Here is a 20,900-nt window from a genome sequence, read left to right on the forward strand (position 1 = left end):
CGAATTCCGCCTTATGGATCGGTGGCGGCTTCTTTCAGCAGGTTTTGCACGACGTCGTCCTGCATCCGGCTGATATCGTCCTGATATTTCAGGAGCGCGCCGATCGTATCGCCGACGATCTGCGGCGTCAGCAAACGGGTATCGAGTTCGGTCAGGGCCATCGCCCAATCGATCGTCTCGGCGACGCCCGGATTCTTGTAGAAATCCCGGTTGCGCAGCGCCTGCACAAAGCCCACGACCTGCTGCGACAATGCGGCGGATATGCCGGGCACCCTTGACCTGACGATCGCAAGTTCGCGCTCGGCGGAAGGGTAATCCACCCAGTGATAGAGACAGCGGCGCTTCAAGGCGTCATGAATTTCACGCGTCCTGTTCGACGTCGCGATGACGATCGGCGGCGGCGCCGCCCTGACGGTGCCGAATTCGGGGATCGTCACCTGAAAGTCACCGAGAATTTCCAGAAGAAACGCTTCGAAAGCCTCATCCGCGCGATCGAGCTCGTCGATCAGAAGCACCGGCGGGCCGCGGACATCCGGCTCCAGGGCCTGGAGCAACGGCCGTTTGATCAAATACCTCTCGGCGAAGATGTCGCTCGACAACCGCTCGCGATCGGTATCACCCGCCGCTTCCGCCAGCCGGATCGCAATCAACTGAGCGTGGCTGTTCCACTCATAGGCGGCGGAGGCCAGATCCAGTCCTTCGTAACATTGCAGCCGGATCAATCTGCGGCCCAGCGCGGCCGACAGCACTTTCGCGATCTCGGTCTTGCCGACACCCGCCTCGCCCTCGACGAACAAAGGCCGCGCCATGCGCAGCGAGAGAAACACCACCGTCGCCAGGGACCGCTCGGCGAAATAGCCGTGCTTCGCCAGCAGATCGAGCGTGGCATCGACGGACGATGGCAGCGCCGATTCCGCTATCATGAGATCCGGCCCGGCGCGGCGAGGATCTCGCATGTCATGCCCTATCGTTCGCTGCGTCAACGGCGCGCCGCGCAAGCAACCCGATCAGATGCGCGCGATATTCCGCGCTGCCGTGCAGGTCGCTGTTGAGACCGTCGGAAGGGATGCTCAACCCTTCGAGCGACTTCGACGTAAAGCTCTTTTTCAGAGCCTCCTCGAACGCCGCCAGACGGAACACGCCGTCGGCCCCTGCGCCGGTGACGGCGACACGCACATCCGACGGCAGCCGGGCGACGAACACGCCCACCAGCGCGTAGCGCGATGCCTGGTTGCGAAACTTCTGATAGGCCGCCTGCTTCGGTAGCGGAAACATCACCTGTGCGATGATCTCATCCGCGTCCAGCGCGGTGGAGAACATTCCCTGGAAATAGTCATCTGATTCCAGCCGGCGCTTGCTGGTGACGATGGTGGCGCCGAGCGCCAGACACGCCGCCGGATAATCGGCGGTGGGATCGTTATTGGCCAGCGAGCCTCCGATGGTGCCCTTGTGGCGCACGGCGGGATCGCCGATCATCGCCGCGAGTTCGGCGAGCGCCGGGATGGCCTCGCGCACGATCGGCGAGTCGGCGACATCGGCGTGCGTCGCGGTCGCGCCGATCGCCAGCATGCCTTCCCTCATCTCGATGCCATCAAGCCCTTCGATATGAGAAAGATCGATCAGGTGCGCGGGGCTGGCAAGCCGCTGCTTCATGACCGGCACCAGCGTGTGGCCTCCCGCGATCAACATGGCGTCCTCGTTCTCGGCCAACAGGTTGACGGCCTGCTGCAAGGTGTCCGGCCGATGATACTTGAATTCGTACATGGCTCAGGGTCTCTGGTGTCGTTCCGCGGGGTTGTAAATCGGAACTCAAGCGCGATCGGATTTGGCCATCGCGGTCGCGCCGGCCGCGATCGATGCGACGATATTCTGATAGCCGGTGCAGCGGCAAAGATTGCCCTCCAGTTCCTCGCGAATGGTACGCTCGTCGAGAGCGTAGCCCTTGCGGCGAACCATATCGATCGCGCTCATGATCATGCCCGGCGTGCAGAAACCGCACTGGAGACCATGGTGCTCGCGAAACGCCTCCTGCATCGGATGCAGCGGGGCGCCGTCGGCTGCGAGACCTTCGATGGTTCTGATCTCGTGCCCGTCGGCCATCACCGCCAGCATGGTGCATGACTTCACCGCCTTCCCGTCGAGATGCACGATGCAGGCGCCGCACTGCGAGGTGTCACATCCGACATGGGTGCCGGTGAGACGCAGGTTTTCGCGCAGGAAGCGCACCAGCAACGTGCGAGGATCGATGTCGGCGGTGGTCGGTTCGCCGTTCACGATCAGCGAAATCTTGGCCATTGGCGCTCTCTACGGTCGCACGTCGGAATGATCGCGCTTTATAGCACGATATGAGCCGCCCCAATAACGGGTTCGCGCGGGCGGCGCCGGTCGTCGCGCCGAAAATAGGTCTGCCCCTAAGTCGCGCTTATCCCTCAATGGCTTTGGCGAACTTCGCGAAGAATTCACCGGCCAGCTTCCTGGCCGTACCGCTGATCAGCCTTTGCCCCAGTTGCGCCAGCTTGCCGCCGATCTGCGCCGCGGCTTCGTACTTCAGAAGAGTGCCTCCATGATGATCGAGCAGCACCACGGTTGATTCACCCTTTGCAAACCCGGCCACGCCGCCTTCCCCCTCGGCTGCAATCCTGTATCCGTTCGGCGGGTCGATATCGCTGAGCGTCACCCTGGCCTTGAAGCGGGCGGATACCGGACCGATTTTCAATCTGGCGACGGCCTGGAACTGGTTCTCGTCGACCTTGATGAATTCCTCGCAACCGGGAATACAGCTTTTCAAGACTTCGGGGTCGTTGAGCTTGGCCCATACAAGATCGCGAGAGGCTGCGAGTTCGACCTCGCCGTTCACTGTCATCGCCATGAGCCTGCCCTCTTGTCGGCGGTCACGCTGTTCCGAAAGCGTCCACCCTTGACGTAGAGGACGACGGCCGCAAAAGAAAGAGACGGCGATGGAATCGTTCCCGTTTCAAACGTTTGTGGCTGGCAGGAGAAACGACAATGCCCATGATCTATGCGGATGGCTGCCTGCTGAATGTTTCCGTCGAGGGGCGCGATGGCGGCCCGACGCTGATGCTGTCGAACGCGCTCGGCTGCACGCTGCAGATGTGGGAGCCGCAGATGGCGGCGCTGTCCAAGCTGTTCCGGATCATCCGCTATGACCGGCGCGGTCACGGCAAGTCCGGCGTTCCACCCGGTCCCTATTCGATGGAGCGCTTTGGCCGGGACGTGCTGGCGATTCTCGATGACCTCAATATTGCGAGGACGCACTGGTGCGGATTGTCCATGGGCGGCATGGTCGGCCAATGGCTCGGAGCACATGCGCCGGAACGTTTCGACCGCATCATTCTCGCCAACACGAATTGCTACTATCCCGATCCGGCCAACTGGCACGCCCGCATCAAGACCGTGAAGGAAGGCGGCCTCGCCGCGATCGCCGAGACCGTGATCAGCGGCTGGCTGACCACGGGCTTTCGCGAACGCGAACCCCAGATCACCGCGAAGATCAAAGCCATGCTGAGCGCTTCCCCGGTGGAAGGCTATATCGCCTGCTGCGAGGCGCTGAGCACCCTGGATCAGCGCGAGCTGCTGCCCCGCATCAAAAGCCCCACGCTGGTCATCGCCGGACGGCACGACCAGTCTACACCTGTCGCGGCCGGGGAATACATCCGCAGCCGGATTCCTTCCGCCAGCATGACCATTCTCGATGCCGCACATATCTCCAACGTCGAACAATCACATGCCTTCACCGAGGCGGTGACCGGATTTTTGATGCAGCAATAGAGCGTTTTCGAGCGAAGCATGTCCTCGGGCTTGACCCGAGGATGGATGGCCTGTTCGCGTGAAGAAAACGCGTCAAATCAATATCTGACAGCCCCGCCTCTGATTCCGTCAGAAGCGGGAAGGCTCTCGCCACCCGGCCAGAAAACCGGCGTGATAATTCAGGAACTGGAACTGGTGAAAGGCTGGACGTTCGGCTGCGAAGGCCAAGGCCGCACCGGCGGGTCGCGCTGGAACGGCGGCTCGGTCGCCATCAGGATCGCGCCGCCAAGCAGCAACAGCAGTTCGGTCGCATGCAGGCGCAGCGCGGCCATCTCGCCGACCTGTGACGCCATCACCATGCTGGCGAAGGCGATGGAGCTGCCGATGCCGAGAGCCAGCGCCAGCGCCTCATCGAAGCTGCCTGACTTCCGGACCGATGCGCGCGTGGTCATCACCAGGAACACCGCGAAGAACACAACCACCGTCATCTTGCCGAGCGCCAGAAGCCAGGCGAAACGCACAAGGTCCATCGCTACGACATGGAGGTGGTCGCTGAGAAACAACGCAACCGACACATTGGCCAGATCGTAAAGTCCGTGCACCGGCGACGCCACGATCTTGAATGCGACGAAGGTCCAGACCGGAATGAAATAGAGCGCCAGCAACGCTCCGTTGACGGTGCTGATGCGCCAGGAACTGGTCATGCGCCACCCGCTTTCGCGTGGCCGTGTCGAGAGCCGGCAAGGCCTTGACGGTGATTAACGCCGGGTAAACGCGGGAGCGCAAAGGAAACCCTTTGTTAACCTTAACAAGACCCGCTTCTGTGGACAACCGCCGGCCGTGGCCGCCGGAATGCAGGACATTTCCCGTCGCCCTTGCAGCTCCCCGCTTCCCCGCTCGACCGAAGCCTGCAAGACCCGGAGCCTGCAAGACCCGGAGCCTGCGAAACACCGGCGAAATGCACAGCCTTTATACGCTGCCGCCAGCCCCGCTGAACGGCTGCGGTTGCCGCACGCGAGCGCCACTGTTAGACATTGATTCAAGACGCGCCGGTCGGCTGCCGGAGCCCGTTACCGCGTCTGATATAAGTCGCATTCGGAATACCAGATTACGGCGGCGCATGGATTATTTTGCCCAGCAACTGATCAACGGCGTCGTGCTCGGCTCGATCTATGGGCTGATCGCGACCGGCTATACGATGGTTTACGGCATTGTCGGCATGATCAATTTCGCTCACGGCGACATCTTCATGATCGGCGGCTTCATCGCGCTGATCACCTTCCTGATCCTGATGTCGATGGGCCTCTCCGCCGTGCCGCTGATCCTGCTCGTCATGCTCATCGTTTCAATGGCCGTCACCGCCGTTTACGGCTGGGTTGTCGAGCGCATCGCCTACAGGCCCCTGCGCCAGTCGTTTCGACTCGCGCCGCTGCTGTCGGCGATCGGCATGTCGTTCGTACTCATGAATTTTTCGCAGGTTTCCCAGGGCGCGCAGGTCAAGCCGATCCCGCCGCTCATCACCGGCGGCTACACGCTGCACGATTCTGGAAACTTCGCGGTCCAGCTATCCAATGTCCAGATCGTGGTGGTGACCACCACCATCGTGCTGCTCGCGATCTTCAGCTACATCGTGTCGCGTACGCGCTTCGGCCGCGATATGCGCGCCTGCGAGCAGGATCAGACCATGGCGGCGCTTCTCGGCGTGAACGTCGATCGCACCATCTCGATGACTTTCGTGATCGGGGCGTCGCTCGCCGCCGTCGCCGGAATGATGTACCTGCTGTATTATGGCCTTGTTGATTTCTTCATGGGCTTCGTCGCCGGCATCAAGGCATTCACGGCCGCGGTTCTCGGCGGCATAGGCTCGCTGCCCGGCGCGATGCTCGGCGGCCTTGCGATCGGGCTGATCGAGACGTTCTGGTCGGCTTACTTTTCGATCGAGTATAAGGATGTTGCAGCCTTCTCGATCCTGATCATCGTGCTGATCTTCATGCCTACCGGCCTGCTTGGCCGTCCCGAAGTCGAAAAAGTCTGACGGTCCGGACGTGACAGCGCCCGCTTTGAGCCAACAAACCGCCACGCGCGATCGTGGTGTCGCGGCCATCATCAAGAACGCGGTCGTGAGCGCGCTGCTGGCGCTGGTGCTGTTCTCACTCATGATCGGCATCCGCACCGAAACCGGCCCATCCGGACAGTTGACCTACTGGACCCGGTTCGGCGAACTCGCGGCCGTCGTCGGCGCGGTATTCATCGGCAGCATCATCGTCGAAACAATCAAGCGCTGGACCGGCCCCGTCGGCAGCGTCGAACTGCCGGATACCGTGCGCCGTGCATTCGCAATGCTGGGCCGCCTGCTGATACCCGCGCTCCTGATTTTCGCCCTGCTGGTGCCGGTCATCTTCTATAATCAGCGCTACCTGCTCGACCTCGCGATCCTCGTGCTGACCTATGTGATGCTGGGTTGGGGGCTCAACGTCGTGGTCGGTCTCGCCGGACTTCTCGATCTCGGCTACGTGGCGTTCTATGCCGTCGGCGCGTACTCCTACGCGCTGCTGGCGCAGAGCGGGCTGCCGTTTCCGTATTTTATCGAGACCTATCCCTACGTCGCGATCGACTTCCTGCAACTTGGTTCGTGGGCGTTCTGGGCGCTGTTGCCGGTTTCCGGCCTGCTGGCCGCATTCTGGGGGGTGCTGCTCGGCTTCCCGGTGTTGCGGCTTCGCGGCGACTATCTCGCGATCGTCACGCTGGCGTTCGGGGAAATCATACGGCTTGTCATCCTCAACTGGCAGGATCTCACCGGCGGGCCGAACGGGATCAGCGGCATCCCGCGCCCCACCGTGTTCGGCATTCCCCTCACGCGGGGCGACGACGGCTTCGCGGCGCTGATCGGCGTTCCGTTCTCGCCCACGCATCGCCTCGTCTTCCTGTTCTACATCATCCTTGCGCTAGCGCTGCTGACGAACTGGGTCACCATCCGCCTGCGGCGGCTGCCGATCGGCCGCGCCTGGGAAGCGATGCGCGAGGATGAGGTGGCCTGCCGCGCGCTCGGCATCAACATCACCACAACGAAACTCTCGGCCTTCGCGATAGGCGCGATGTTCGGCGGCTTCGCGGGCGCGTTCTTCGCGACCCGGCAGGGCTTCATCAGCCCTGAGTCCTTCACCTTTCAGGAATCGGCGCTGGTGCTCGCCATCGTCGTCCTGGGCGGCATGGGCTCGCAACTCGGCGTGGCGCTCGCCGCGATCGCAATGATCGGTGGATTCGAGTTGTTCCGCGGCCTTGACCAGTTTCGTATGCTGGTGTTCGGCGGCGTCATGGTGCTGCTGATGATCTGGCGGCCGCGCGGTCTCGTCAGCCATCGCGCTCCCACCGTGTTCCTGCAAAAACCGACCGAGATATCATCGTCGCTGGTCAAGGAAGGCCGCGGATGACGACGCCTGCTCCCATTCTCGACGTCGATGGACTGACGATGCGGTTCGGAGGCATTCTCGCCATCAACGAGCTGTCGTTCACCGCGCAGCGCCGCCACATCACCGCGCTGATCGGGCCGAACGGCGCGGGCAAGACAACGGTGTTCAACTGCGTCACCGGGTTCTACCGGCCCTCGCGAGGCGCCATGCGCCTGGTGCACGATGACGGCGCGACCTTTCGGCTCGATCGCCTGCGCGACTTCCGCATCTGCAAATACGCCAAGGTGGCGCGTACCTTCCAGAACATCCGCCTGTTTCCCGGCATGACGGCGCTGGAGAACCTGATGGTCGCGCAGCACAATGCGTTGATGCGCGCGTCCGGTTTCAGCCTGCTCGGCCTGATCGGCGCCCCGTCGTTCCGGGCCGCGGAGAAGCAGGCAATCGATTCCGCGCGCGACTGGCTCGACCGCATCGGCCTGCTGCAACGCGCCGACGACGCCGCGGGCAACCTCCCCTACGGCGACCAGCGCCGCCTGGAGATCGCGCGCGCAATGTGCGCGCAGCCCGCGCTGCTCTGCCTCGATGAGCCGGCCGCGGGGCTCAACGCCAACGAGAGCGCGGGCTTGAGCGAGCTGTTGCTGTCGATCCGCAGCGACTTCGGCACGTCTATCCTTCTGATCGAGCACGACATGAGCGTGGTGATGGAAATCTCCGACCACATCATTGTGCTCGACCACGGCGTCAAGATCGCCGACGGCACGCCACGCGCGGTGCGCGACGATCCGAAAGTCGTCGCTGCCTATCTCGGCGCCGACGAGGACACCGCCGCCGCCGTGATGGAGGGCGACGTATGAACGCCGGCGCAACGCCCCTGCTCGCCATTCGCGGGCTGCGCGCCGCCTATGGCAAGATCGAAGCCCTGAAAGGCATCGATCTCGAAATCCAGGCCGGCGAGATCGTCGCGTTGATCGGCGCCAACGGCGCCGGCAAATCGACCTTGATGATGACCATTTTCGGCCGTCCCCGCGCCCGCGCCGGCCAGATCCTGTTCGACGGCCAGGACATCAGCTCCATGCCGACGCACGAGGTGGCTCGGCTGCGCATCGCGCAGTCCCCGGAGGGGCGGCGCATTTTCCCGCGCATGACGGTCGCGGAGAACCTGCAGATGGGCGCGGACGCCACGCCCGGCAGCAAGGCTGAGCGAGCCGCCAGCCTGGATCGCGTGCTAAAATTGTTTCCGCGGCTACAGGAACGCATGACGCAGCGCGGCGGCACGCTGTCCGGCGGCGAGCAGCAGATGCTGGCGATCGGCCGCGCGCTGATGAGCCGCCCGCGCCTGTTATTGCTGGACGAACCTTCGCTTGGTCTTGCGCCGCTGATCACCCGGCAGATTTTCAGCGCCATCCGCGCGTTGAACAACGAGGACCATCTCACGGTGCTGATCGTCGAGCAGAACGCCAATCATGCCCTTCGCCTCGCCCATCGCGGCTATGTGATGGTCAACGGGCTGATCACGATGAGCGGCGAAGGCATGGAGTTGCTGCAACGCCCGGAAATCCGCGCAGCCTATCTCGAAGGCGGCCGCCATGCCTGACGCAGGCGCTTGCTGGGCGATGACGTGGATGCGGAATTCGCTCCACCATAGCGTTTTCAAGCGAAATGGAATCCAGTTCGCGTGAAGAAAACGCGTCAAAAACATAAAGATAGAGTCTTTCATCGTTTCCGTGAAGCGGTGAAAGACTCTGGCCCGGCGTGACCAGGTGGCTGTCGCCGGATGAAACGGCGCTCGAAAATTTGTCCATGACACCGGCGGCAAATCATCGGACAATGTCCGCAATGTCAAACATGGTAACCTGCCCTACCTCCGCGAGGCTCGCTCGAATGAAATCATTGAAGCTGATCTGCCTGGCCCTTTGCGCCTCCCTGGCGCTGTCGGCCACGGCGTTCGCCCAGGACATCACCGTCGCGGTGGCCGGCCCGATGACGGGCAGCGAATCCGCTTTCGGCCGCCAGTTGCATAACGGCGCCGAGCAGTTCGTCGCCGATGCCAACGATATGGGCGGCGTGCTCAACAAGAAACTCAAGCTGTTCGTCGGCGATGACGCCTGCGACCCGAAGCAAGCGCGCTCCATCGCTGAACGAATCGCAAGCCGGGGCATTCCGCTCGTCGCCGGACACTTCTGCTCGTCGTCGTCCATTCCGGCTTCAGAAGCCTACGCCGACGGAAATACACTACAGATCACACCGGCCACCACCAACCCGCTGTTCACGGAACGCAAGCTGTGGAACGTGCTGCGCGTCTGCGGCCGCGACGACCAGCAAGGCATCGTCGCCGCCGAATACATCGTCAAAAATTTCAAAGACAAGAACATCGCCATCCTCAACGACAAGACCACCTACGGCAAGGGACTCGCCGACGAAACCAAGAAGGCGCTGAACAAGGCCGGCTTTCAGGAGAAAATGTTCGAGTCCTACAACAAGGGCGACAAGGACTTTAACTCCATCGTCTCCCGCCTGAAGCGCGACAACATCGATCTGGTGTTCATCGGAGGCTATTATCAGGAAGCCGGACTGATCCTGCGGCAGATGCGTGATCAGGGACTCAAGACCATCATGATGGCGGGCGATGCGCTGAACGACAAGAAGTTTGCCTCCATCACCGGCCCGCTTGCCGAAGGAACGCTGTTCACCTTCGGTCCCGACCCGCGCAACAAGCCGACCGCCAAGGCAGTCGTCGAGAAATTCAAGGCCAGGGGCATCGATCCGGAAGGCTACACACTCTACACCTATGCGGCGATGCAGGTGTGGGCGCAGGGCGCAGCGAAAGCGGGCACCACGGACCCGATGAAGGTGATGAAAGCCATCAAGGCAGGCGCGTGGGATACCGTCCTCGGCAAGCTGGAATTCGATGCGAAGGGTGACATCAGGCAAATCGACTATGTCATTTACAAGTGGGACGACAAGGGCAACTACGCTGAAATCGACCCTGCTTTGTGAACTGAGGCGTTCCTTTCAGGTCCTTGCATCGTTCCCTCGAAAGCAGCGAAGAGCCATGCTCCGGTCGGAGAACAAGCGGCGACGGCCTCCTCCCGTCATCCGAAGTTCTGCAACGCCGGAAAGGTCTCCAGCAGCCAGATGCTGACGTTGGAGATCGTTCCGGTGAGGAATGCTACGCCGGTCAGCACCATCAGCACGCCGATTCCGCGCTCTATTTTGGTGAGATGGCGTTTCAGCCGGTTGAACAGCGAGGAAAACCTTTCAATCATGAGCGCCGCCAGCAGGAACGGAATGCCGAGCCCGGCTGAATATACCGCAAGCAGACCGGCTCCCTTTACGACGGTGGCCTCCGCCGCCGCCACCGATAGGATCGCCGCCAGGATCGGCCCGATGCATGGCGTCCACCCGAACGCGAAGGCGAGGCCCATCACATAGGCGCCCCATAACCCGACCGGCTTAGGGGCCGTGAGCCGCCCTTCGCGCATCAAGAAGCCGATCCGCGTCAGCCCTAGAAAGTGCAGGCCCATGATGATGATGACGATACCCGCGACAATCGACAACTCCGCCGACCAGGCCCGGATAAAACTGCCGACGAAGCTCGCACTGGCGCCAAGCGCGACGAAGACCGTGGAAAACCCGAACACGAACATCAAGGCGGCGAGCATCACGGCCCGCTTTGAGGTCTTGGCCGTCTCGTCGTGAGAAACGTGTTCGATGGTGGCGCCGGTAAGATAGATCAGGTAGGGCGGCACCAGCGGAAGGACGCAGGGCGACAGGAAACTGACAAGGCCCGCGACCATCGCGGCGGGAACGGAAACGTCGTGAATCATGCGGCTACTTGCCCTGCCATCGCCCCGCGATGCAAGAGCCTCGGTTCCTTCCGCGACATTTGTGATCAGACGTGATCGATTGACCCGGCCTCGCGACTGCCGTCATCTGACAGCAACCCTTTTCCATCCGCCCGCGAACGAGACTGAACCATGAAGAACCTCCTCACCGACATTTCCGGGGTCCGTGTCGGCCACGCCGACGACGCACGGCTGGCGTCAGGCGTGACGGCGGTGCTTTTCGACACCCCCGTGGTGGCGGCGATGGACGTGCGCGGCGGGGGGCCGGGCACCCGCGACAGCACCCTGCTCGATCCGGTCAACACGGTGGAGCGGATCGACGCGCTCGCGCTGTCAGGCGGCTCCGCTTTCGGAGTCGAGTCCGGCGGCGGCGTTCAGGCCTGGCTCGCCGAACAGGGGCGCGGCTTCGTGATCGGCGACGCGACCGTCCCGATTGTGCCCGGCGCGGTGGTGTTCGACCTCTTGAACGGTGGCGACAAGAAGTGGGGTCGTTTTGCGCCTTATCGCGATCTTGGCTACGCCGCCGCAGCGGCGGCGGGAGAAGATTTCGCGCTCGGCAGCACCGGCGCCGGACTCGGCGCGACGACCGCCAATCTGAAAGGCGGCATCGGCTCCGCTTCGGCGGCCACGCCCGGCGGCGTGAAAGTGGCGGCGCTCGCCGTGGTGAACGCCGTCGGCAGCGTCACAGTCGGAGATGGCCCCTGGTTCTGGGCGGTGCCATTTGAAACCGGCGACGAATATGGCGGACGCGGGCTGCCGCCGTCGTTCACGCCGGATATGCTGGCGATGCGATTGAAGGACGGCGCGACAGCGAAGGCCGGCGAGAATACCACGCTCGCCATCGTCGTCACCGATGCCGTGCTCACCAAGCCGCAGGCCAGGCGGCTCGCGATAATGTCACAAACCGGTTTCGCACGGGCGATTTATCCGGTTCACGCGCCGCTGGACGGCGATATCGTGTTCGCTGCCGCTACCGGAGACAAGCCCATCGATCCGTTCGTCGAATTGACCGAACTCGGAATGATTGCGGCCAACACGGTGGCTCGCGCGATCGCGCGTGGCGTCTATGAAGCAAAAGCACTTCCGTTTCCGGATGCATTGCCGGCATGGAAGGACCGGTTTGCGCGCTGACCGCAATCGAGGCGCATAGGTTTTTCTCCTGAGCAAAGCGGTATGTATTTAAAGTATAGTTGGTGTATTTACGTGGATTAATCGACGTATTTAAGGTTAGTTTTCAGTACAACTTGAAGTAGCGGTTTGACCGGCGGATGCTCTCCTGGTGCGCAGTATCGCGCATCTAACAAGGAGAACCGTCATGAAGAAAATTCTCGTTCTCGCCGCAGTCGTCAGCGCTTTCATGAGCGCGCCGGCTTTCGCCAACAAGGGCCAGGGGATCGGTATCGGAGCGAACGTGCTGACCGGCCGCGGCGGCGTGGTCGGACTGCTCAACGGACGTGGCGCGCTTGTCGTCAACACCGCGGTCACCACGGGCAAGAGCGGCGTGCTCGGCGCGGTGCTCGGCCGCAGCCTTTCTTCGGGCGGCTTGCTCGGCGGCGGATGCGGCTGCCACTAGCTATAGCGTTTTCGAGCGAAGTGGACACCGGTTCGCGTGAAGAAAACGCGTCCAAACAAAGATCCAGAGCTTCGCTTCTCATTCAATCAGAAGCGAGCGTGCTCTAGCTTGGTGGAAGGCGGACGGGGCATCCCCGTCCGCACGACGCCGGTGCGGCGGATGCGGCTTTGTTCGGCTCGGGCGGGGCCGCGGAGAAGCGCTTCGTGATCGACGACATCACCACGAGCCCGTTCGACTGATCACCCGAAATCAGCAAGCCTCTTGCATAGGCGACATCGATGCTGACGCTCAGGTCATGGTCAAAGTCGCGAATCGCGCCGACGCCGCAAGTGAGAGTCCGCGCACGAAAGGGCGAATCCAGATACTCGGAAATCGAATAGCCCACCGAGGCCGCCAGCGTCATCTTCGGCTCCCAATTCCACGAGACCCTCGCTGAATATGCGGTGTCGATGGTGATCGGCGAAATGGGAAACGTGGTTTCACTCGCGCGCCGCCATGCCGTGAGGTCAATTCCAAAAGGCGCCGCGCGCCAGCTTAAACTTGCATCGAACAGAATTCGATCGACATTGGTGAAATCGGGATCGTGCCACGTCCCGTACAACCGTGAAACGGAGCCAAAGGCGGTCACGGCATCGCCGCCATACTTGGCGAACAGAAACGGCTGCACCCTCTCATTGTCGCGACGATAGCCGAACACATCGAACTCCTGCAGGTAGCGCCGCGCCGACAGATTCACGGACGCGCCGATTTCGAACTTTCCGCTGACGAGGCTGACGCCGGGGATCAGCGTGCCCCGCAGATGCTGCTGAGGGTCGGGGAGAAAATCCTGAAAGATCGCGTTGGCCTGATTCAGGCTCGACCGTCCCCCCTCCGCCGTAGCGAACAGCTTGATCGGGCCGCGCCGGGATTCAGCCCTGACCGATTGGATCAATTCGGACGATCGCAGAGTGTAGCTGCTGACGTCGGCAATGGTCGATGTGGAATCCAGCCTCAGATCGTCATCACCGATCGAGCCGCGCAGGATCACCTTGCCGCCACGAGTGGGCGTTATCCGCTGCTGCGCATAGTGCATGGCGGTCGCTTCCGCCGCGACGCCTAGCGTGTAGCCATCGGTCTTCATGCCCGCGGCCAACGCCGTGTCGGCGGCGACGAACAGGCTGCCGCCGCCCTGACCGATCGCCAGCAGCGGATTGGTGTCGAATCCGCCGCGCAGCCGGAACGAAGCCGTGAAATCGTTTTCGGCGCAGGCGTGGGAGCCGGCAAGGCCGAGGCAGCCGGCGAGTAGAAATACTTTCGGTATATGCATACGGCCCCGTATTACTTCGAAACAAGGACCGAATACTTGTTGTGTATGGTTATCGGATCATGAAAATCAGCGCCGACTGCGCAATGATGCGGATGCGGCGAACCCAAGACTACCGCTCATAAAGACGACCGCCGAAAACACGACCGCGCATTGCTCCGGGGCGCGGCTCATGTTACGCGGGGCTCTCTCAAGCTCCGCTGATATTTCCGGAAACGTTCATGTCCCAGACTTTTGCGCCGCGTCCTCTCGTCATCGCACCGTCGATCCTGGCCTCGGACTTCTCGAAGCTTGGCGATGAGGTTCGCGCCGTCGATCAGGGGGGGGCCGAGTGGATCCACCTCGACGTGATGGACGGCCATTTCGTGCCGAACATCTCCTATGGGCCCGATGTCATCAAGGCGATGCGTCCGCACAGCAAGAAGATCTTCGATGCCCATTTGATGATCTCGCCATGCGATCCGTACCTCGAAGCCTTCGCCAAGGCAGGTTGCGACCACATCACGGTTCACGTCGAAGCGGGACCGCACCTGCATCGCTCGCTGCAAGCCATTCGCAACCTCGGCAAGAAGGCGGGGGTCACGCTCAATCCCGGAACGCCATTGTCCACCGTCGAATACGTGCTCGACATGGTCGACCTGGTGCTGGTGATGTCGGTCAACCCCGGTTTCGGAGGCCAGAAGTTCATCTCCTCTGCGGTCGACAAGATTCGGGATTTGCGCGCGATGATCGGGGGACGGCCGATCGACATCGAGGTCGACGGCGGGGTCGGACCCGACGTCGCGGGTGATCTGGCCGCCGCCGGCGCCAACGCCTTCGTGGCGGGCTCCGCGGTGTTCAAGGGCGGCACGATGGAATCCTACAAGGCCAACATGGACGCGATCCGCAATGCCGCCGCCGCGGCGCGCGGCGAAATAGTCTGACGCAAGCGCGGTCGCCAACCGCCTACAGTTCTGTCAGGCCGCACGCGTTTTCTTCACGCGAACCGGTATCCATCCTCGGGCCAAGCCCGAGGACATGCTTCGCTCGAAAGCGCTCCTGCTGCGGATATGCAACGCCACGGGGAAAAGCCGGAACTCGATCGCCCCGTCGATTGACATCGACTTTGTTCCCCCCCAAACAGATCGGCGACGGTTCTCCCTTGGGAGATCAAAAGGGAACGTGGTGCGGGATCATCCTAACACCGGGATCATTCCAACGCCACGGCTGCCCCCGCAACTGTAAGCGGCGAATCTGCGTCACACGCCACTGGGACATCTCGGCCCCGGGAAGGCGACGTCAGGTAACGACCCGCGAGCCAGGAGACCTGCCGTCAACCCGTGGTCACACGCGAAGATGTCAGTCGGGGACTACAGACATCCGCTTCATCGGCGCCGCGCAGGCTCCTGTGAAACCTCGTTCGCTGTGACGTGCCACCGACGTCCAGCCGAGGTTTTCTTATGTCCGCCGCCTTCGTGTCCGGAGCTTATCGCAGAAGCCTGCTTGCTTCCGCCCTCCTCGCCTCGCTGGGATCGATCGGCCTGAATACGCCCACAAGCGCGCAGCAATCCGCCTCTCCCAACCTGCTGCCTCCGATCCGGATCGCGCCACCCCCGGATCGAGCGATGGCGCCCGCACACCGCACGACTTCGCGATCACGCCGTGTCGTCCGCCCCGCTCCCCGGCAAACTCCTGTCGCTGAGACTCATGTTCCGGGCACGATGGGTTCGACCGTAGTCAGCCCCACGGGAGTGGTGACGCCCGCGGGCCAGCTGGCCAGCTCCATCACCGTCGTCACCGAGCAGGATATCCAGACCCAGCAACACCGCAGCGTTCCGGATATCCTCAGGACGGCTCCCGGCCTGAATGTGGTGCAAGCCGGCGGACCTGGCGCCCAGACCTCGATCTTCATGCGAGGCACGAACGCCAACCACACCAAGGTGATGCTCGACGGAATCGACATCGGCGATCCCGCCAACTCGAATGGCGCGTTCGACTATGCGCACCTTCTCACGGCGGACATCCAGCAGATGGAAATCCTCCGGGGCCCGCAGAGCGGACTCTACGGCTCCGACGCGATCGGCGGCGTCATCTCCATCATCACGAAAAAGGGCGAAGGTCCGGCGCGGGTCACCGGCTCACTCGAGTCCGGCTCGTTCAAAACCTTCAACCAGACGCTCGGACTGAGCGGCGCCGAACGGAACTTCAACTACGCGGTCAACGTCGCCCATCTCCATGCCGGAGACGTTCCGGTCACGCCGCCCGAGCTTCTGCCGCCGGGGCGGCAGGCGATCGGCAACAACTATGACAACATGACTTACTCGACCAAGCTCGGAGTCGATCTCAATGAGTATCTGACCGTCAATTCGGTGGTCCGCTATACCGACTCGACGCTGCTGTTCACGGGCGACGGCGGATTTCCAAGCACTCCCAACGCCAGCCAGAGCACGCACGCCGTCCAGCAACTCTTCAACCGTCAGGAGGCCGTGTGGTCGCTGTTCGACGGACGCGTCCAGAGCTTCTTCGGTCTCAATTTCACGAACAGCAGAGCCTATGACGTGGGTCCGGGCGACCCGGCCGCGACGATCACCACGGGAGAACGCCTCAAATTCGACTGGCGCACCGTGACCGAGATTACGCGAGACAACCATCTGATCGTCGGCGCCGAGCATCAGACCGATCGCATGGACACCGCCGATTTTGCCGCCAGGAACGGCAACAAGGCAGGTTTCGTGCAGTTGCAATCGGCTTTCGCGGACCGCTTTTTCCTGGTGGCCAATGTCCGCCAGGATTCCAACGACCTGTTCGGCGGCCGCATGACTTACCGGATTGCGCCGGCGGTCATTGTTCCCGTTACCGAAACCAAGCTGAAAGCAAGCTACGGCACGGGATTCAAGGCGCCCTCGCTGAGCCAGTTGTTCCGGGATTATCCGACCTTCAATTTCTTCGCCAATCCCAACCTGCAACCGGAAGACAGCCGGGGCTTCGACGCCGGTTTCGAGCAACCTTTGTTCAACGACCGCGTGCGTTTCGGCTCGACCTACTTCCGAAACGACATCACCAACCTGATCGACTACAATTCCACGTTCACCTCACTGGTGAACGTGAACAGCGCGACGACCGAGGGCACCGAGACTTTCGTCGCGGCGCAGATCACCGAACGTTTCGGAATCCGCGCGGATTACACCTTCATCCGCGCCGTCAATGCCGCCACCGGCATGCAACTGCTGCGCCGGCCCAAGGAGAAATGGAGCGCAACCGCGACCTGGCTTCCGCTTGATGCGTTGACGTTGTCGGCAACTTTGGTCCGGGTCAACGACTGGCTCGATGTCACCCGCGACGGGATGGCATCCGGAATCACGGTGCCCGGCTATACGCTGGTGAACTTGCGCGGCGACTACGCACTCAGCGACCAGGTCAAGGTATTCGGACGGATCGATAATCTCCTGGACTTCCGCTACCAGAATCCGACCGGATTCCTCGCGCCGGGCCTCGCGGTTTTCGGCGGCATCCGGGTGGCCAGTTACGGAGTGCGATAGCGCTCGAAGGCCGCTAGAGCATTTTCCGGCGAAGTGGAAACCGGTTCGCGTGAAGAAAACGCGTCAAAACAACAATCTAGAGCTTCGCTTCTGATTCAATCAGAAGCGAAAAGGCTCTAGAGCCAAATCCCGAAAGCCTGCTTCCTCTTTATGCTGGCGCCGACCCTTCGGGTCGGGATCATGCCCTAATTGATCGGCCGCCCGGTCAAGGCAGAAAGCTCGCGCACGAGGCGGTCCGACATCTGTCCGGTCACCGGCATCCGGCGCGCCTGCTCGAATTTCCGGATCGCGGCCTGGGTTTCGGTCCCGACCGTTCCTGTCGGCTTCAATTGACCAAAGCCATATTCCGTCAACGCCCGCTGCACGGCGGCGATGCGGCGATTCGCATTGATGATGTCGGCAACGGGATCGCTATGCGGCCCGGCCTGTTGGACGGGATTGCCGGGCGCATTCGCCGCTCTCGCGCGCGGTTCGGCCCGTCCCGTCTCATCCGCCTCGACCGGGCGAGGCCGCGGCAACGGATTGCCCTGCTGCACCGCGTTGCCCTGCCGCGCCGGAGAAATCGTAACAGCCGATCCGAATATCGGCGACGGATGATGGCCGGCCTGCATGAACATGGCGTTGGCGATGATCGCGCCGGCGGCGGCAAAAGCCATGCCCCCCGCGACCAGATCTTTCGGGCTGTGCATGAGGATGCGCATCGCCAGACCACGCTCCTCGTCAGCCCCGCTCTTTCCGGTCGCCACGCCGCGACGGCGTGGCCGCATCCCATCCTCTCCAACAACTTTTCTAGGCACTCTTCCTCACCCGATAACCCTGGTCCTGCTTGCCGGAGCGGGAGGCCGGCGTCAGCGTGGCGATGTTGTTCGATGGCGGCTCCGCGGCGGGCATGAGCGTCAGCGGCAACATCACGGTGACCGTGGTCCCCTCTTCCACCTTGCTCTGCACGTCGATCTCGCCCCCATGCAACCCGACGAGACTCTTGACGATCGACAGCCCGAGCCCGGTCCCTTCATGGCGGCGCTGGTAGGTTTTTCCAGCCTGGAAGAAAGGGTCGCCGATCCGCTTGAGATCTTCCTGCGCGATGCCGACGCCGTTGTCCACCACGCGCAGCACCATGCGCGCTCCCTCGACGCGGGCCGAGATCGTGACGCGGCCGCCACGCTCGGTGAACTTGATCGCGTTCGACACCAGATTCAGAACGATCTGCCGGAACGCGCGCGGATCGCCGACCATCTGCGGCAGATTCTCCGGAACACGCGTGACCAGTTCGATGTCGTTGTCGCGCGCCTTGAGCGCGAGCAGATTGCTGCCGCTGAGCAGCACCTCGCGCGGCGCGAACGGCTCGGGCAATATCTCGAAGCTTCCGGATTCCATTTTCGACATGTCGAGAATGCTGTTGACCACCGATAGCAGATGCTGGCCGGAATCGTTGATGAGCTGGGCATACTCCTTGCGGCGCGTTGCATCGAGCGGCAGGGTCGCCTCCTGGACGATCATGTCCGAAAATCCGATGATCGCATTGAGAGGCGTGCGCAGTTCGTGGCTCATGGTCGCGAGAAATCGCGTCTTGGCGGCGTCAGCGCGCTCGGCCGCGGTTCGCGCCAGATCCAGCGCGTGCTCCTGCTGCTTCCTGTCGGTAACGTCCCGCATCACCGCGACGACTTCGGGTTCGGCCGGAGAGGACGGCTCAAGCGGCTGACACCGCATCTCCACCCATATGAAATTCCCGGAAGGGTGCCCCTCGAATTCTGCATCGGACGCGGCGTCGCGCCTGAGCCTGAATTCGACGCTCTGCGCGCCCTTGCCGAGCGCAGCCGCCGCGAGCGCGGTGAGATAGGCCGGACGATCGGCGACATGGACCCGGTCGAACAGACCATGGCCCTGCAACTCCGATACTGGCACGCCGAGCAGAGATTCCGCGGCCGGCGAAATGAACTGCACGGCTCCGTTGCGCCTGTGACGCGAAATCACGTCGCACATGTGGCGCGCCAGCAGGCGATAGCGGTTTTCCTCGACGTTCAGCATCGAGGCGCTGGTGCGCATCAAGGTCTCGCTGCCGAACGCGACGCCCGCAGCATAGATCAGGGCGGACGCAACGCCGAACATCATGAAACCGCCATGCGCCGCAACGCCGGCATCGGGCGGCGGAACATCGAGATAACTCATCGCCATCAGCGCGAGCAGGCACGCCGCCGCAAGCATCGAGGCGAAAGCGACCACGCGGCGGGACGCGGACAGCGCCGCCTCCAGTGGAATCACGACGAGCCACACGGTAGCGAAGGATCCAATCCCGCCGGTCGGAATCGCAATCATCATGACGAGACCGGCGAGCGCGATCGACGACAGCATGTGCGCGGTTTCGTAGCGGCCGGTCCGCGACAAAAAGTAGGACAGCAGAATCGGCACCACGAGCCAGGCGAACGCCGCCACCTCCAGCGCCGTCGGCGCACCGCGGATAGCCAGATATATCGGAAACGCCGCGAGCGCGGCCAGGCTCACGAGCAGCCGCGGCGCCATGAAAGTTCGATGCCGCGTCCGCGTCAACGCGTCGTATCGCGCCGACGGATGCAGCAACGCGTCGAGACGGTCCTTGATGATGCTCAATGCGGTCACGTCGCCTGCGCTTCAGCTTACGTCGCACTCGACGTGCCGGAACGCCCCCATTTTGTGGGTCCAACGTGTCAGAGCGAACTTAAGCGAACGCTAAGGCGCACCTCGCTTCGTCACGAAACGGCACACGCGGATGGCTCTTTATCGCCTCGCAACGCCTTCTTCGGCGCGGATGGTGAACGCAAGGTTTCCATCACCGCATAGGATGATGTCGACCACCAGCGACGCCGCAGGGCGCGAGCGCCGGCGCGAACACGCATCAAGCAAAAATTTACGCCGAATCGAATTCGAGCGCCGTTTACAGGATTTTGTTGGGTCCCACGGCGGCGGACAAACGGGGGATTCAGGACCATTTGATACGAAAGGGAACAGATTGCGAAATTCAACGCAACGCGACGAAGATCAAAGACGCATGGGGACGCGACATGTTTTTCCTGCTTCGCATGGCATTCTGGCTCGGGCTGGTGCTCGTGCTGCTGCCGAGGGATGAGGCGCCCGAGGCCAACAAGGCTCCCCGGATCGGAGCTTCCGAGGCTGTCTCGGCCGCCACGGCTGCCGTATCGGACATGACTCAATTCTGCACGCGGCAGCCCGCCGCCTGCGAAGTCGGCGGCCAGGCGGCGGCCGTCATCGGCCAGCGCGCGCAAGACGGCGCGAAAAAGCTCTACCGGATCATCACCGACAAGCGCCCTCCCGATCATACGGGGTCGATCGACACCGTCCCGGCCGTCGAAACGGCGGCTTCCGGCGACGCGCAGCATGATACCCTGACGCCGGAGGATCTGCAGGCGGAATGGCGTCTCGCCGCTCCGAACGCCGTTCCGAGGGAACAAATCCCGTAGATCCGGGACCCGTATCGATTTTATGCGT

At 62.5% G+C, this 20,900-nt stretch carries 20 protein-coding genes and 1 riboswitch; of the genes, 11 read left to right on the forward strand and 9 right to left on the reverse strand.

Annotated elements, in window-relative coordinates; translation table 11 throughout:
* Positions 1-11 precede the first annotated feature (11 nt).
* The 4 genes from NWI_RS11490 to NWI_RS11505 all read right to left on the reverse strand — a co-directional run bounded on the left by NWI_RS11490 (position 12) and on the right by NWI_RS11505 (position 2,869).
* Positions 12-956 carry an AAA family ATPase gene (locus tag NWI_RS11490; RefSeq protein WP_011315426.1) on the reverse strand — a complete coding sequence of 315 codons (945 nt, stop codon included), beginning with the start codon at positions 954-956 and terminating at the stop codon, positions 12-14.
* 1 nt (position 957) lies between these two features.
* Positions 958-1,764 (reverse strand): FAD binding domain-containing protein, encoded by an 807-nt coding sequence (locus tag NWI_RS11495; protein WP_011315427.1) that lies wholly within the window; start codon positions 1,762-1,764, stop codon positions 958-960.
* 45 nt (positions 1,765-1,809) lie between these two features.
* On the reverse strand, positions 1,810-2,295 hold the full coding sequence (locus NWI_RS11500; protein ID WP_011315428.1) for a (2Fe-2S)-binding protein: 486 nt from the start codon (positions 2,293-2,295) through the stop codon (positions 1,810-1,812).
* 127 nt (positions 2,296-2,422) lie between these two features.
* Positions 2,423-2,869 carry an SRPBCC family protein gene (locus NWI_RS11505; protein WP_011315429.1) on the reverse strand — a complete coding sequence of 149 codons (447 nt, stop codon included), beginning with the start codon at positions 2,867-2,869 and terminating at the stop codon, positions 2,423-2,425.
* Positions 2,870-3,006: 137 nt separating this feature from the next.
* Between NWI_RS11505 and pcaD the strand changes: the two genes are divergently transcribed.
* Positions 3,007-3,789 carry a 3-oxoadipate enol-lactonase gene (gene pcaD, locus NWI_RS11510; protein ID WP_011315430.1) on the forward strand — a complete coding sequence of 261 codons (783 nt, stop codon included), beginning with the start codon at positions 3,007-3,009 and terminating at the stop codon, positions 3,787-3,789.
* Between the two features lie 158 nt (positions 3,790-3,947).
* On the opposite strand, the gene NWI_RS11515 is transcribed toward pcaD, so the two are convergent.
* Positions 3,948-4,472: a hypothetical protein gene (locus NWI_RS11515; RefSeq protein WP_011315431.1), complete on the reverse strand. Its 525-nt coding sequence runs from the start codon at positions 4,470-4,472 to the stop codon at positions 3,948-3,950.
* 416 nt (positions 4,473-4,888) lie between these two features.
* On the opposite strand from NWI_RS11515, the gene NWI_RS11520 reads away from it, so the two are divergent.
* The 5 genes from NWI_RS11520 to NWI_RS11540 all read left to right on the forward strand — a co-directional run bounded on the left by NWI_RS11520 (position 4,889) and on the right by NWI_RS11540 (position 10,175).
* Positions 4,889-5,803: an ABC transporter permease subunit gene (locus NWI_RS11520; protein ID WP_011315432.1), complete on the forward strand. Its 915-nt coding sequence runs from the start codon at positions 4,889-4,891 to the stop codon at positions 5,801-5,803.
* A gap of 10 nt (positions 5,804-5,813) precedes the next feature.
* Complete coding sequence (livM, locus tag NWI_RS11525; RefSeq protein WP_049750636.1) at positions 5,814-7,199, forward strand: high-affinity branched-chain amino acid ABC transporter permease LivM; 1,386 nt, start codon at positions 5,814-5,816, stop codon at positions 7,197-7,199.
* Positions 7,196-8,032 carry an ABC transporter ATP-binding protein gene (locus NWI_RS11530; RefSeq protein ID WP_011315434.1) on the forward strand — a complete coding sequence of 279 codons (837 nt, stop codon included), beginning with the start codon at positions 7,196-7,198 and terminating at the stop codon, positions 8,030-8,032. Before livM ends, NWI_RS11530 begins: the two co-directional genes overlap by 4 nt.
* The gene (locus NWI_RS11535; protein WP_011315435.1) at positions 8,029-8,772 is read left to right on the forward strand and encodes an ABC transporter ATP-binding protein; all 744 of its coding nucleotides are present in this window, start codon (positions 8,029-8,031) and stop codon (positions 8,770-8,772) included. Before NWI_RS11530 ends, NWI_RS11535 begins: the two co-directional genes overlap by 4 nt.
* Positions 8,773-9,059: 287 nt before the next feature.
* A complete protein-coding gene (locus NWI_RS11540; protein ID WP_011315436.1) occupies positions 9,060-10,175 on the forward strand; it encodes a branched-chain amino acid ABC transporter substrate-binding protein in 1,116 nt (371 codons plus the stop codon).
* A 95-nt stretch (positions 10,176-10,270) separates the two neighbouring features.
* Here the strand turns inward: NWI_RS11540 and NWI_RS11545 are convergent, their stop codons facing one another.
* Entirely contained in the window at positions 10,271-11,005 is a 735-nt protein-coding gene (locus NWI_RS11545) for a cytochrome c biogenesis CcdA family protein (RefSeq protein ID WP_011315437.1), read from the reverse strand.
* A gap of 150 nt (positions 11,006-11,155) precedes the next feature.
* Between NWI_RS11545 and NWI_RS11550 the strand changes: the two genes are divergently transcribed.
* Positions 11,156-12,154 carry a P1 family peptidase gene (locus tag NWI_RS11550; RefSeq protein WP_011315438.1) on the forward strand — a complete coding sequence of 333 codons (999 nt, stop codon included), beginning with the start codon at positions 11,156-11,158 and terminating at the stop codon, positions 12,152-12,154.
* Positions 12,155-12,338: 184 nt separating this feature from the next.
* Positions 12,339-12,596 (forward strand): hypothetical protein, encoded by a 258-nt coding sequence (locus NWI_RS11555; protein ID WP_011315439.1) that lies wholly within the window; start codon positions 12,339-12,341, stop codon positions 12,594-12,596.
* A gap of 103 nt (positions 12,597-12,699) precedes the next feature.
* Here the strand turns inward: NWI_RS11555 and NWI_RS11560 are convergent, their stop codons facing one another.
* Positions 12,700-13,902, reverse strand: a complete 1,203-nt coding sequence (locus tag NWI_RS11560) for an outer membrane beta-barrel protein (protein WP_011315440.1) — start codon at positions 13,900-13,902, stop codon at positions 12,700-12,702.
* Positions 13,903-14,120: 218 nt separating this feature from the next.
* Between NWI_RS11560 and rpe the strand changes: the two genes are divergently transcribed.
* Together rpe and NWI_RS11570 are read left to right on the forward strand one after the other, a co-directional pair.
* Complete coding sequence (gene rpe, locus NWI_RS11565) at positions 14,121-14,822, forward strand: ribulose-phosphate 3-epimerase (RefSeq protein ID WP_011315441.1); 702 nt, start codon at positions 14,121-14,123, stop codon at positions 14,820-14,822.
* 193 nt (positions 14,823-15,015) lie between these two features.
* Positions 15,016-15,227: riboswitch (cobalamin riboswitch) on the forward strand.
* 111 nt (positions 15,228-15,338) lie between these two features.
* Positions 15,339-17,417, forward strand: a complete 2,079-nt coding sequence (locus tag NWI_RS11570) for a TonB-dependent receptor plug domain-containing protein (RefSeq protein ID WP_011315442.1) — start codon at positions 15,339-15,341, stop codon at positions 17,415-17,417.
* 185 nt (positions 17,418-17,602) lie between these two features.
* Here NWI_RS11570 and NWI_RS11575 read toward each other — a convergent pair whose 3' ends face one another.
* Both NWI_RS11575 and NWI_RS11580 read right to left on the reverse strand, forming a co-directional pair.
* Positions 17,603-18,184, reverse strand: coding sequence for a peptidoglycan-binding domain-containing protein (locus NWI_RS11575; protein WP_011315443.1), 582 nt, complete (start codon positions 18,182-18,184; stop codon positions 17,603-17,605).
* A 22-nt stretch (positions 18,185-18,206) separates the two neighbouring features.
* The gene (locus NWI_RS11580) at positions 18,207-20,033 is read right to left on the reverse strand and encodes a PAS domain-containing sensor histidine kinase (protein ID WP_041345041.1); all 1,827 of its coding nucleotides are present in this window, start codon (positions 20,031-20,033) and stop codon (positions 18,207-18,209) included.
* A gap of 422 nt (positions 20,034-20,455) precedes the next feature.
* Here NWI_RS11580 and NWI_RS11585 point away from each other — a divergent pair, with 422 nt between their 5' ends.
* Positions 20,456-20,872 carry a DUF5330 domain-containing protein gene (locus NWI_RS11585; RefSeq protein WP_011315445.1) on the forward strand — a complete coding sequence of 139 codons (417 nt, stop codon included), beginning with the start codon at positions 20,456-20,458 and terminating at the stop codon, positions 20,870-20,872.
* Positions 20,873-20,900 lie beyond the last annotated feature (28 nt).

The organism is Nitrobacter winogradskyi Nb-255, assembly GCF_000012725.1.
GTDB lineage: Bacteria > Pseudomonadota > Alphaproteobacteria > Rhizobiales > Xanthobacteraceae > Nitrobacter > Nitrobacter winogradskyi.

What these genes read in the sequence shown, in the direction of transcription:
- rpe (WP_011315441.1), top strand. Translation starts at nt 14,121, where the DNA reads ATGTCCCAGACTTTTGCGCCGCGTCCTCTCGTCATCGCACCGTCGATC.
- NWI_RS11535 (WP_011315435.1), top strand. Translation starts at nt 8,029, where the DNA reads ATGAACGCCGGCGCAACGCCCCTGCTCGCCATTCGCGGGCTGCGCGCC.
- NWI_RS11500 (WP_011315428.1), bottom strand. Translation starts at nt 2,295, where the DNA reads ATGGCCAAGATTTCGCTGATCGTGAACGGCGAACCGACCACCGCCGAC.
- NWI_RS11490 (WP_011315426.1), bottom strand. Translation starts at nt 956, where the DNA reads ATGCGAGATCCTCGCCGCGCCGGGCCGGATCTCATGATAGCGGAATCG.
- NWI_RS11520 (WP_011315432.1), top strand. Translation starts at nt 4,889, where the DNA reads ATGGATTATTTTGCCCAGCAACTGATCAACGGCGTCGTGCTCGGCTCG.
- NWI_RS11515 (WP_011315431.1), bottom strand. Translation starts at nt 4,472, where the DNA reads ATGACCAGTTCCTGGCGCATCAGCACCGTCAACGGAGCGTTGCTGGCG.
- NWI_RS11585 (WP_011315445.1), top strand. Translation starts at nt 20,456, where the DNA reads ATGTTTTTCCTGCTTCGCATGGCATTCTGGCTCGGGCTGGTGCTCGTG.
- pcaD (WP_011315430.1), top strand. Translation starts at nt 3,007, where the DNA reads ATGCCCATGATCTATGCGGATGGCTGCCTGCTGAATGTTTCCGTCGAG.
- NWI_RS11555 (WP_011315439.1), top strand. Translation starts at nt 12,339, where the DNA reads ATGAAGAAAATTCTCGTTCTCGCCGCAGTCGTCAGCGCTTTCATGAGC.
- NWI_RS11575 (WP_011315443.1), bottom strand. Translation starts at nt 18,184, where the DNA reads ATGCGGCCACGCCGTCGCGGCGTGGCGACCGGAAAGAGCGGGGCTGAC.
- NWI_RS11505 (WP_011315429.1), bottom strand. Translation starts at nt 2,869, where the DNA reads ATGGCGATGACAGTGAACGGCGAGGTCGAACTCGCAGCCTCTCGCGAT.
- NWI_RS11495 (WP_011315427.1), bottom strand. Translation starts at nt 1,764, where the DNA reads ATGTACGAATTCAAGTATCATCGGCCGGACACCTTGCAGCAGGCCGTC.
- NWI_RS11530 (WP_011315434.1), top strand. Translation starts at nt 7,196, where the DNA reads ATGACGACGCCTGCTCCCATTCTCGACGTCGATGGACTGACGATGCGG.
- NWI_RS11560 (WP_011315440.1), bottom strand. Translation starts at nt 13,902, where the DNA reads ATGCATATACCGAAAGTATTTCTACTCGCCGGCTGCCTCGGCCTTGCC.
- NWI_RS11540 (WP_011315436.1), top strand. Translation starts at nt 9,060, where the DNA reads ATGAAATCATTGAAGCTGATCTGCCTGGCCCTTTGCGCCTCCCTGGCG.
- NWI_RS11545 (WP_011315437.1), bottom strand. Translation starts at nt 11,005, where the DNA reads ATGATTCACGACGTTTCCGTTCCCGCCGCGATGGTCGCGGGCCTTGTC.
- NWI_RS11570 (WP_011315442.1), top strand. Translation starts at nt 15,339, where the DNA reads ATGTCCGCCGCCTTCGTGTCCGGAGCTTATCGCAGAAGCCTGCTTGCT.
- NWI_RS11550 (WP_011315438.1), top strand. Translation starts at nt 11,156, where the DNA reads ATGAAGAACCTCCTCACCGACATTTCCGGGGTCCGTGTCGGCCACGCC.